Consider the following 11,625-nt stretch of genomic DNA (forward strand, 5'->3'; position numbering starts at 1 on the left):
CGTTTTTCTTATAACCCGCCTGATTTAAACGTTCGCGTCGTCGACGCACCATTTCCGGCAGGCGTTTTTCTGCTTAAGGTTTCTACCCGCATCTGGAAGGGTGGGAAAGGCATTTCGATACCATGTTCTGCAAAGCCGTGCAGAATAAGCTGATGCAGTTCATGGCGAAGCGGCATGCGATGGCCCATTTCAGCGGCGTGAACGCGTAGCTCAAACAACTGTATTCCCTGCTGCAGGTCAACCAGAAATACTTCCGGCGGCGGTGTATCCAGAACGTAGCTGCAACGTTCTGCAGCCAGCTTCAGCAACGTGGTGACCTCCTCGCTGCTTACCTGTGCGGGAGCGGGTATGGTCAGCACGACGCGCGTGACGGAGTCCGACAGCGACCAGTTAACAAACTGTTCTGTAATAAACGCCTTATTGGGCACGATAATCTCTTTGCGGTCCCAGTCTGTAATTGTCGTGGCGCGGGTGTTGATGCGCGTAATGCTGCCGGTCAGATCGCGAATAGTAACGGTATCGCCAATACGAATGGGTTTTTCAAACAAAATAATCAGGCCAGAGATAAAGTTGGCAAAAATCTCCTGCAGGCCAAATCCCAACCCAACACCCAGGCCGGTCACCAGCCATTGCAGCTTGGACCATTCAATCCCAATCAACGAGAAGCCGAGCAAGCCACCAATTAGCAGCAGCAAATACTTGGTCAGCGTGGTAATGGCATAGCCGGTGCCTGGAGACAAATCAAGATGCTGTAGCAGTGCCAGCTCAAGCAGGGCCGGCATATTGCGCACCAGCTGCGTCGTAATCACGAACACCAGGATGGCTATAAGAACGGCGCCCAGCGTAATGGGTTGAATACTCTCCACGCCCTGAACGGAGGTGTTGACATCCCATAGACGAATATTCTCAAGGAAACCAAACGCAGAGTGGATTTCCGACCACAGGACAATGACTGACACCAGCGCAATCAGCGTCAGGATTGACCTGACCAGTCGCAGTGACTGAGCACTGATGGCGTCCAAATCAATCACGGGTTCTTCTATTTCAATAACGTCAGTATTTTGCGCCTGATCTTTTTCTTCTTCGTTGCGCGCGCGATTGGCCAGCATATCGGCCCGGCGCTGGCGTGCGCGATCGAAACCCAGCCTGCGTCGTTGAATCAGCATCCAGCGGCGAATGATATGGTAAATAACCAGCAGGAAAAACCAGATTGCCACCGAGGTTTCCAGACGTGCCAGCAGCGCCTGAGCGGTTTCAAGGTAACCAATCATGGAAGCCAGCGCGGCCAGCAATGGAATGGCGATCATAATATTCCACAGCAGGCGGTTAATCATGTTTTCGCCGTTGCCCTCTTTATCAAGATAAAGCGGGATCCCTGCACGTTTTAGACTCACCGTAACAAGACTCAGGGCGCCACAGATCAAAATAAAACACAGCCGACCCAGGGTGGCAGAGAACAGACGATCGTCGAGGTTATCAAAGGTGATCAGCAGCATAATCAGCGGCACGATCAGGCCAATACTCAACGAGTAGTAACGCATGGCACGCGCAACGCGTACCTGCGGCCAGCGGAAATGCACAATGAACAAACCGTTGGCGCGGGCAAACTGGGCGCTAACCATAAATATCCACAGCAGAGGCAGCGTCGCCGTAATGCCATCGCCGATAGCAACGGCTACCGGATACGGCCAGGCGTTTTGCAGCCCGTATCCCAGGGTTGCCCAAAGTACAGGAAGCGGAAGCGCGACCAGAATTGACCAGAAAACAGTGCGGATGGTCAGGCGGAAGCGATCCTGGGTGACCTTACCAACTTTACTGGCTGAGCGTTCCAAAAAAGCGTTGAAGTGACGACGCGTACTCAGGCTAAAACCGACCAGCAACACGGCACCCAAAATGGGCAGGACGGTGCTGCGGCTGGTAAACATCATTGCCAGAGCTTTGCCAAGCTGTCCTAGCGTATCCAGCGTAAGCAGGTGCGACAGGCCTTTAGCCACGTCCAGAGGATAGCTCAATGAAATGGGGCTGACATCCGCTGTCCAGAACAGATAGCGGTGCGTGGCGTCTTTGACTTCGGTTAACGCATCCTGGAGCTGCGTATTCGCGACCTTGAGTTTAGTGATTTCCAGAATCAGCGTATCGCAGCCGGATATCAGGGAGTTCAGCAATTCTCGCTGCGTTTTTAACTGTGCATCCAGAATGCGCTTTTGGTCGCTGGTGAAAGGCTGCCCGTCTGCCTGATGTGCTTTGCGGAGCGCATTCTGTCGTTCCAGAAGATCTTCATAATGCAGGCGCTGAACGCGCAGCTGTGCCATTTCATTATCGATTTGCTGAGATTTCGGCATATCGGGTAAACGCGCCACCTGTGCCCGAAGCGCATCGCCGAGCAGGTTAGAGGCACCCAGCCACTGGGATTGTTCCCGCAACGTTGCCAGCGCCTGACGGACCTGAATAATTTGATTGGTGGCGAGGCGCTGCTGCGATGCAACCAGATCCATGCGCTGTGCCTGCTGATTCAGCGCACCGGACAAATCGCGGTTAACCCGAAACTGCTCACTGATCTCAGGCGGTAAATCACCACTGTTTTCCGCCAGCTGTTCAGTACGCGCCAGCGCCGTTTCAGCCTCGCGCTGGCGTTGTTCATTTAATTGATTACGTAAAGTCTGCAGATAATTATCAAGCTGGGTCACTTTGCGCTGATGCACTTCGGCGCGCATGCGAGCCAGCTCCTGGCGATTGTTGGCCGACAACTGCGCCAGCTCATACTCATCGACTTTGGCTTTATTGGCGGCATTTTCTGCCTGGCGAGCCGCCAGTTGGGCCTGACCTAATGGCGTGGCAGCGCTGCCGGCACTCTGTAAGCGCCGTTCGCTCTCCGTTAGTGCCCTGCGCGCTTCCGTTTGCTGCTGTGGCAATTGCGACAGGGAATCACTGATCTCTCTGGCACGGTCCTGCTCCTGCTGAGCCTGGCGTCCTTCTTCAATCAGCTGACTGCTGATTTGCAGAATCTCTTGTTCCAGCTCTGCGCTGCTCATCGTGCTGCGCACGGTTTTGGCGTTGTCGTTAAGCGTGGCGATTTGCTGCCTTAATTCGCGGGCAAGGCGCGGAAAATCGTCAATAACCTGTTGATACTGTTGTGCGCGTTCGAGGGCATCATCGCGTTCAGAGAGCGAGGACAGTGCGGCTTCCAGTGACTGAATTTGTTCAGTTTGCGAGGGGGCATTTTTAGTGGCTTTGACCTCTTCCAACTGCTGTTTGAGCTGGCTGGCGTCAGGCAGGCTGGCGGCTAGCGTGGAAGAGCTGAGCCAGAGGCTCAGCAGCAGACAAAGAATCGAACGCGCCAACATAGGTTTTACTCAGTAGCGTCAGATGGAATGGGGGCCAGTGGAAGGGCGAGCGCTAAAGGTTGGCCCAGTCGAACTTTACTTTCCGCCTCAAGGCTTTCCGCCAGCTTGATTCGGCCAGGGGCGAACAGGTTGATCACCGTAGAACCCAGTTTAAAGCGGCCCATTTCCTGACCTTTGAGTAATACGACGGCGCCGTCATGATCGGCGGCCGGGTAATGCCAGCGTTTAATAATGCCTTCGCGCGGCGGTGTGACGGTGCCTGCCCAAACGGTTTCGATGCTGCCGACAATCGTTGCGCCCACCAGGATCTGCACCATCGGGCCCATATCGGTTTCAAAGTAACAAATTACGCGCTCGTTACGGGCAAAGAGGTTAGGGATATTTCGTGCGGTCAGCGGATTGACGGAGTAAAGATCACCCGGTACATAGATCATCTCACGCAGGATGCCGTTACAAGGCATGTGGACGCGGTGATAATCACGCGGTGCCAGGTAAGTGGTCGCAAATTCCCCTTCACGAAACTGTGCAGCCATATGCTCATTACCGGCGAGCAGGGCGTCAATCGTGTAGTAATGGCCTTTCGCCTGGAAAATCTGATCGCCTTCAATATGGCCAAGCTGGCTGATTGCGCCGTCGGCAGGCAGAACGATCAGGCTGGCATCGGGATCGATTGGGCGTGCATCGTCCTTTAACGGACGAACAAAGAAATCGTTAAAGGTGCGGTAGCTGGCGGTATCCGGTTTCCGTGCTTCAGCCATATCGACTTTGTAAAACCAGACAAAAATATCAATGACCAGCTTCGTCAGCCAACCGCCGCGACGACTGGCTCCCCAACCCGCAAGTTCAGTCAGCCATTTTTTTGGAAGAATGTGATTCAAGCCGAGTTTAAAACGATCAAACACCCTAGCCTCCTGGCTATCTTTCATAACATTGACAAAAAGGGAGCGGATTGTAACAGCGCCCCAGTCAGATGGCGAATACGTCGTTACGGGCCTTAATCTTCACTCTCTGCGACGTTTTTCCGGGTTTTCATTTGCGCCATGCTTTCAAGAATACGGTGGTAGTTATAGAAGCGTGATTGATCGATTTTTCCGTTTTCAACGGCTTCACGAATCGCACAGCCCGGATCGGCGTCATGCTTACAGTCACGAAACTTACAATCGCCTAAGAACGCACGGAATTCGACAAATCCACGCGTGATTTGTTCCGGCTCAAGATGCCACAAACCAAACTCACGGACACCCGGAGAATCAATCACATCCCCGCCCTCGGGGAAATGATAAAGCCGGGATGCGGTCGTGGTATGTTGGCCCAGCCCGGAAACATCGGAAACATCATTGGTCAGAATGGCGGTGTCCTGCTGTTGATCGAAGCCAAGCAGGGCGTTCAGAAGGCTGGACTTACCTACGCCGGACTGCCCGGCAAAGATACTTACCCGGTCAGTTAAGGCTGCCTGCAGTGCAGTCAAACCCTCTTTCACATGGCTGGAAACCATCAATACCTGATAACCAATCTTGCGGTAAATCTCCATCTGCTCGTCAACAAACGCACGTGCGTTGTCATCCAGCAGATCGATTTTGTTCAGCACCAGCAGGGGCTCAATATCCAGTGTCTCGCTGGCGACCAGATAACGGTCGATAATATTCAGTGACAGCTCAGGCAGAATCGCGGACACGATTATAATTTGATCGATGTTTGCGGCTATAGGTTTGACGCCATCGTAGAAATCGGGGCGCGTCAGCACGCTGGTGCGTTCGTGCACCGCTTCAACAATACCTTTACCGCCGTTTAGGGCGGGACGCCATACCACCCGATCGCCGGTCACCAGCGAACGAATCGTGCGACGTATATTGCAACGGTGGGTAAGGCCAGCACTGTCCTCGACATCGGCATGCATGCCAAATCGGCTGACCACCACGCCCTCTGCGTCCTGACCAAACATATTATCGTCCGCTTCCGGGCGCGCTTTGCGCTGGTTCAAACGACGATCGTGGTTAGCGCTTACGCGACGTTGTTGACCTTTAGACAGTTTATTTTTACTCACTCACCCTCACCGTTTAGCTGGATTTCGCCCTGAGGGGCAAAACGTCTATGATACACCTTATTCATGATGAATGACGACTCAGCAACCCACAGGTAACAGCATGGCCACTGGAAACGAAAATAATCTGATTTGGATCGACCTTGAAATGACCGGACTCGATCCGGAACGCGATCGCATTATTGAGATCGCCACTATCGTGACCGATGCCGATCTCAATATCCTGGCTGAAGGGCCGGTGATGGCGGTTCACCAGTCAGATGCACAGCTAGCCTTAATGGACGAATGGAACGTTCGTACACATACGAATAGCGGTTTGGTGGAACGGGTAAAGGCCAGTAAGATTGACGACCGCGCTGCGGAAAAAGCGACTATCGAGTTCCTACAGCAGTGGGTGCCCGCAAATACCTCGCCCATCTGCGGCAACAGCATCGGGCAGGATCGCCGTTTCCTGTTCAAGTACATGCCAGAGCTGGAAGCCTATTTCCACTACCGCTATTTAGATGTCAGCACGCTTAAGGAACTGGCGCGTCGTTGGAAGCCAGACATTCTTCCCGGCTTCAAAAAGAGCGGCTCGCATCAGGCGTTAGACGATATTCGTGAGTCTGTTGCCGAGCTGGCGTACTACCGCCAACACTTTTTGCAGCTTTAAACCGCAAAGGGTGCGCAGGAAATCGCCAGGTTGATGCAATAAGCAGCAAACGCATCAAAAGCGCAAATTTTTGCTGTAAGCATCTTGCAGCAGCAGCGATTTCTCGTATAATGCGCACCCCGTACCGGTGAAGAATTTATGACGGTACAAGGCGCGGGAATAGCTCAGTTGGTAGAGCACGACCTTGCCAAGGTCGGGGTCGCGAGTTCGAGTCTCGTTTCCCGCTCCAAATTATGTTTAGCAGTACCCTCTATGCGGGAATAGCTCAGTTGGTAGAGCACGACCTTGCCAAGGTCGGGGTCGCGAGTTCGAGTCTCGTTTCCCGCTCCAAAATATGTTTAGCAGTGCCCTTCTATGCGGGAATAGCTCAGTTGGTAGAGCACGACCTTGCCAAGGTCGGGGTCGCGAGTTCGAGTCTCGTTTCCCGCTCCAGTTTTGTCACTTTCTTTGTCGCAGCCCGTCAGGCTGGATAATGATCTTTTGTACTACAGTCAGAGTTATCCACAGCAGGCAGACGACTGTCCAGCCCTTTTTTGCCGTTCTGTAAAACTCTTTTAAACAGAGTTATCCACAGATATTGGGATTAAGCCAAGCGCTAGTCGCATTTGCAAAATAACACAAATTTTATTTAACTTAATGATATGTAAGGAAATAATAATATTTCATTATGTTATTTGGTTCTGTCACTTGTGTTATTACGATTGAATGACAAGGTGTTTTTATTTTTATTCACAGGATGTGGAAATCTGCTACCTGTCCATCGTTGCGCAATCAGGCATCACGCGGCAACCCCTTCTCTATCACCCTGACGAGCCTTTTTTGCTGTGCTGGCTGTACATCAATCTCTACGTGCTTTCGCTTATCCTGTTGCTGGGCAATGGCCCACTGAATATGTTCATCCAGTAAATCACTTTCCCCCAGCCGCTGTTCGAGTATGGGGAGGATCTCTGCGCTCCACGGGGCATTCCCCAGCGCCACCGCAATATTGCGTGACCAGCGCTGATAACCAATTCGGCGGATGGGAGAGCCTTCGGTAATACGCAGGAATTTCGCTTCATCCCACTGAAACAGGGCGGTTAACGCTGGCGCATGCAGCGCTGCGCGGGGGGAAAAATCCGCTTCGTCAGTCAGTTGCCCATAGCGGTTCCAGGGGCAGATGAGCTGGCAGTCGTCACAGCCATAAATGCGGTTCCCCATCAGGGGCCGCAGCGCTTCTGGGATGGCGCCTTCGAGCTCTATCGTCAGGTAGGAAATGCAGCGGCGGGCATCCACCGTGTAGGGGGCCACGATAGCGCCTGTCGGGCAAATCGTCATGCAGGCCACGCAGCGTCCACACTGCTCTTCCTGTGGGGAGTCTATCGGCAGAGGCAGGTCGATCAGCAATTCCCCCAGGAAAAACCATGAGCCCGCTTCCCGGTTCAGGATCAACGAGTGTTTGCCGGTCCAGCCTAATCCGGCTTTCTCTGCCAGAGGGCGTTCAAGCAGTGGGGCAGAATCGACAAACGGACGAAACTGGCTTTCGCCACAGTGGGCCTGAATCATTTCTCCAAGCTTTTTCAGGCGATTGCGCAATACTTTGTGGTAATCACGGCCCAGCGCATAGCGGCTGACATAGCCTAACTGTGGGTTTTTCAGCGTACTGGCGAAAGCGGCTTTGGCAGGAAGATAATTCATGCGCACGCTGATCACCCGCAGCGTACCGGGTAACAGCTCATGGGGACGCGCACGCATCATTCCATGGCGGGCCATCCATTCCATCTCGCCATGGTACTGTTTTTCCAGCCATGCCTGCAGACGCGGTTCTTCAGCGCTGAGATCGGTGTCGGTAATACCGACCTGCTGAAAGCCGAGATCGCGTCCCCACTGTTTAATGAGTTGAGCAAGTTGATCAAGATCGAGAGGGTATGACATGACTAACCAGAATTCGAAGGGAAACGGCAGCAGTTTACCACACTCTGTCTGGCCTGCGCAGGCACTGGCACAACTTGAGCGTGAGGGTGCCGATGCACTGGGTATCTCGCGCTACGAGCTGATGTTAAGGGCAGGACAGGCGGCCTATGAGCATATGACTGTCCACTGGCCGGATGCAGAGCACTGGCTGGTGCTCTGCGGTCATGGCAATAACGGAGGCGATGGTTATGTTGTTGCCCGTCTGGCGCAGGCTGCAGGCAAACAGGTAACACTTCTGGCCTGTGATAGCGATAAGCCGCTGCCCGACGAAGCAGAGGCCGCCAGAAACAGCTGGCTTGAAGCGGGTGGGGTGATCCATGCGCCCGACGTGGCCTGGCCTGAAAAGGTTGATATTATCGTCGATGCTTTACTGGGAACAGGCATCAGCCGGGCGCCCGCCGAACCTGTTTCCACCCTGATAACTCAGGTAAACGCACATGACGCGCCGGTCATGGCGATTGACCTCCCCTCTGGTCTGTCTGCAGCGACAGGGAACACACCGGGAGAGGTTATCAATGCCACGCATACGTTGAGCGTTATTGCGCTGAAGCCCGGACAGCTTACCGGCAAGGCGCGGGACTGTATTGGGTCGCTTTACTTTGCCGACCTGGGGCTGCAGAGCTTTCTGTCAGCGCAGTCGCCGCCTATGGCTCGCTACGATGCCCGTTTTTTATCCCACTGGCTGAAACCGCGTAAAGCAACGTCCCACAAAGGCGAACAGGGGCGTTTGTTGGTGATAGGCGGTGACAGCGGCACCGCCGGTGCTGTGCGGATGTCGGCCGAAGCCGCGCTACGAACGGGAAGTGGTTTGGTGCGAGTGCTTACTCACAAAGACAATATTATTCCTGTCCTCACCGCGCGCCCGGAAATTATGGTGGATGTGCTCACGGACGCGGGACTGGCTGATGCGCTGGAATGGGCGGACGTCATCGCCATCGGTCCGGGGCTGGGACAGCGGGAATGGGGCAAAAAAGCACTCGAAAAGGTTAAAAGTACTGAAAAGCCCATGCTTTGGGATGCAGATGCGCTTAACTTGCTGGCAATAAGCGCTGAGAAACGTCAGAATCGCATTATAACGCCGCATCCGGGTGAAGCTGCTCGTTTACTGGGTGTTAAGACCAGCGAAATTGAGAGTGACCGCTTACAAGCCGCACGAGAGCTGGCGAAACGTTATGGTGGTGTTGCCGTATTAAAAGGTGCGGGCACGATAATTGCCAGTGAAAACGGGCAAATGGCGTTTGCCGATGTGGGTAATGCCGGGATGGCATCGGGCGGTATGGGTGATGTGCTCACCGGTATTATTGCCTCGTTAATGGGACAAAAATTGGCGCTGTTTGATGCTGCCTGTGCAGGTTGTGTTGCTCACGGTGCTGCCGCTGATACGTTGGCTGAGCAGCGGGGCACGCGCGGCATGCTGGCATCAGACTTATTTGATCTGCTGTGGCAGTTTGTTAATCCAGAGATGAATCAAGAAGCATGAAGAGCTGTGTTATATCTTTGCCCGATGAGGCGGCAACACTCGAACTGGGTGCTCAACTGGCGCAGGCCTGTGGCAATGCGGCGGTGATCTATCTTTATGGCGATCTCGGCGCAGGAAAGACCACCTTCAGCCGCGGTTTTTTGCAGGCATCCGGTCATCCGGGCAATGTGAAAAGCCCTACCTACACGCTCGTCGAGCCTTATGTTCTGGAAGGGCGTTCCGTTTATCATTTCGATCTCTACCGTCTTGCCGACCCGGAAGAGCTGGAGTTTATGGGTATTCGTGACTACTTCACGAACGATGCGGTTTGTCTGGTTGAGTGGCCCCAGCAGGGCGCAGGTATTTTGCCCCCGCCGGATGTGGCGTTGACGCTCCGTTATGTCGGTGAAGCGCGGCAAGCCGAGCTGGTTGCGCACTCCGCCCAGGGGCAACGCTGGGTTGATCAGATCGAACACGGCAGGGCTCGGGCATGATGACATGGATGAAAATGCTCGTCGTGGCAGGATTGCTACTGATTACCGGCCCCCTGTTTGCCGCTAATCTGTCTGATATTCAGGTATCGAATGGCGGAAATCAGGCCACGGTCACGCTGAGCTTTTCTGGCCAGCCTGTTTATGCCTACTTTTCGCTACACAATCCCGACCGTGTGGTGCTGGATATTCGTCAAAGCGGCGTCATCAAAGGCCTACCCCTGACGTTTAGCGGCGATAACATCGTTAAACGCATTCGTACCAGTACCCCAAAAGATAAACAAAGCATACGTCTGGTCTTTGAGCTGACGCAGTCTGGAAAAACCCGCGCCGTCACGCAACGCAACGGCAGTCAGTACAGCGTGGTCTTTACCATACAGGGTAAACATCCGACTGTTACGCGCAGCGCGCCCGTGGTTGCGGCCGAGTCTGCGCCGACACGAGCCCTGGAAACCGCAGCCGGTAATCCGTTCAATGCCAACCCGGTGACGACGGTCACCAACACCAACAGCACGGTCCGTCCCGGTGGGGTTGCCAGCCGAAACGACACGGTTATTGTAGCCATCGATGCCGGACACGGAGGCCAGGATCCCGGGGCGATAGGCCAGCACGGACTTAAAGAGAAAAACGTCACCATCGCCATTGCGCGTAAACTGAAAGTGTTGTTAAACGACGATCCCATGTTTAAAGGGGTCCTGACGCGTGACGGCGACTATTTTATCTCTGTGATGGGGCGTTCAGACGTTGCGCGTAAAGCGAATGCTAACGTGCTGGTGTCAATTCACGCCGATGCGGCACCCAGCCATGCGGCAACCGGGGCATCTGTTTGGGTATTGTCTAACCGCCGCGCGAACAGTGAGATGGCAAACTGGCTGGAGCAGAAAGAGAAACAGTCAGAACTGTTAGGCGGAGCAGGCGATCTGCTGGCGAACAGTCAGGCCGATCCCTATCTGAGTCAGGCCGTGCTGGATTTGCAGTTTGGTCACTCGCAGCGCGTCGGCTATGACATCGCGACGAAGGTGATTCAACAGCTGCGTGGCGTCACGTCTTTACACAAACGTTTACCTGAGCATGCCAGTCTTGGCGTGCTACGTTCGCCGGATATTCCTTCCCTGTTGGTGGAAACCGGTTTTATCAGTAATGCCTCGGAGGAGCGACTGCTCGGCAGTAGCGCACACCAGGATAAGATTGCCCAGTCGATATATAAAGGACTGCGCGCTTATTTCCTGGCGCACCCGCTACAATCGGTCCCAAAGGAGGAAAACCGGCCACTGGCTACGTCGCCAGCGGTCAGCGTAGTCAGTAACCCGGCGACCGGAGCGACGCAGTATACGGGCGCCATTCAGCGGCATACCGTCACGCGCGGCGAAACGCTCTCAGGAATCGCGGCAAAATATGGCGTGAGCATGGCAACACTGCGGCAGATGAACACCCTGAAGCGTGATGTTGTCTGGGTGGGGCAGCGGCTGAAAGTTCCGGCCAGTGCGGTGGCTAGCCGCACCGCACCTGCTTCCTCAGGGGCGCACCGCCCGGTGCGGCATAAAGTGGTGCGGGGAGACTCGCTGAGCAGTATCGCCGCGCATTATGGTGTCAGCCCTAAATCGATTCTCCAGGCGAATAACCTGAAATCCACCAACGTGATGTTGGGTCAGAACCTGAAAATCCCTGCATCCTGATTGTTAGCCCGG

The 11,625-nt window shown here is 54.3% G+C and carries 8 protein-coding genes and 3 tRNA genes; 7 read left to right on the forward strand and 4 right to left on the reverse strand.

Annotated elements, in window-relative coordinates:
* Window positions 1-8: 8 nt before the first annotated feature.
* The 3 genes from mscM to rsgA all read right to left on the reverse strand — a co-directional run bounded on the left by mscM (window position 9) and on the right by rsgA (window position 5,388).
* On the reverse strand, window positions 9-3,344 hold the full coding sequence (gene mscM, locus GKC68_RS03030; RefSeq protein ID WP_342656568.1) for a miniconductance mechanosensitive channel MscM: 3,336 nt from the start codon (window positions 3,342-3,344) through the stop codon (window positions 9-11).
* A gap of 5 nt (window positions 3,345-3,349) precedes the next feature.
* Window positions 3,350-4,246 carry an archaetidylserine decarboxylase gene (asd, locus tag GKC68_RS03035; protein WP_028721901.1) on the reverse strand — a complete coding sequence of 299 codons (897 nt, stop codon included), beginning with the start codon at window positions 4,244-4,246 and terminating at the stop codon, window positions 3,350-3,352.
* A gap of 92 nt (window positions 4,247-4,338) precedes the next feature.
* Window positions 4,339-5,388 carry a small ribosomal subunit biogenesis GTPase RsgA gene (gene rsgA / locus GKC68_RS03040; protein WP_058706260.1) on the reverse strand — a complete coding sequence of 350 codons (1,050 nt, stop codon included), beginning with the start codon at window positions 5,386-5,388 and terminating at the stop codon, window positions 4,339-4,341.
* Between the two features lie 100 nt (window positions 5,389-5,488).
* On the opposite strand from rsgA, the gene orn reads away from it, so the two are divergent.
* The 4 genes from orn (at window position 5,489) to GKC68_RS03060 (ending at window position 6,469) form a co-directional block, all read left to right on the forward strand.
* Window positions 5,489-6,037 carry an oligoribonuclease gene (gene orn, locus GKC68_RS03045; RefSeq protein WP_014604895.1) on the forward strand — a complete coding sequence of 183 codons (549 nt, stop codon included), beginning with the start codon at window positions 5,489-5,491 and terminating at the stop codon, window positions 6,035-6,037.
* Window positions 6,038-6,190: 153 nt separating this feature from the next.
* Window positions 6,191-6,266, forward strand: a tRNA-Gly gene (locus tag GKC68_RS03050).
* Between the two features lie 25 nt (window positions 6,267-6,291).
* Window positions 6,292-6,367: transfer RNA gene (locus GKC68_RS03055), tRNA-Gly, on the forward strand.
* A 26-nt stretch (window positions 6,368-6,393) separates the two neighbouring features.
* Window positions 6,394-6,469 (forward strand) — tRNA-Gly (locus GKC68_RS03060).
* Between the two features lie 339 nt (window positions 6,470-6,808).
* Here GKC68_RS03060 and queG read toward each other — a convergent pair.
* Window positions 6,809-7,948, reverse strand: a complete 1,140-nt coding sequence (gene queG, locus GKC68_RS03065) for a tRNA epoxyqueuosine(34) reductase QueG (RefSeq protein WP_047715068.1) — start codon at window positions 7,946-7,948, stop codon at window positions 6,809-6,811.
* Between queG and nnr the strand changes: the two genes are divergently transcribed.
* From nnr to amiB, 3 genes are read left to right on the forward strand one after another with little or no spacing between them, the layout of a single operon-like run.
* On the forward strand, window positions 7,947-9,467 hold the full coding sequence (gene nnr, locus GKC68_RS03070; protein ID WP_311092461.1) for a bifunctional ADP-dependent NAD(P)H-hydrate dehydratase/NAD(P)H-hydrate epimerase: 1,521 nt from the start codon (window positions 7,947-7,949) through the stop codon (window positions 9,465-9,467). The two genes, queG and nnr, sit on opposite strands and share 2 nt — an antisense overlap.
* Window positions 9,464-9,940, forward strand: coding sequence for a tRNA (adenosine(37)-N6)-threonylcarbamoyltransferase complex ATPase subunit type 1 TsaE (gene tsaE, locus GKC68_RS03075; RefSeq protein ID WP_028721905.1), 477 nt, complete (start codon window positions 9,464-9,466; stop codon window positions 9,938-9,940). Before nnr ends, tsaE begins: the two co-directional genes overlap by 4 nt.
* Complete coding sequence (gene amiB / locus GKC68_RS03080; RefSeq protein WP_221611460.1) at window positions 9,937-11,613, forward strand: N-acetylmuramoyl-L-alanine amidase AmiB; 1,677 nt, start codon at window positions 9,937-9,939, stop codon at window positions 11,611-11,613. The genes tsaE and amiB overlap by 4 nt, the downstream gene beginning before the upstream one ends.
* The last annotated feature ends 12 nt before the right edge of the window (window positions 11,614-11,625 follow it).

The organism is Pantoea sp. RSPAM1 (genome assembly GCF_038816185.1).
Taxonomy (GTDB): domain Bacteria; phylum Pseudomonadota; class Gammaproteobacteria; order Enterobacterales; family Enterobacteriaceae; genus Pantoea; species Pantoea ananatis.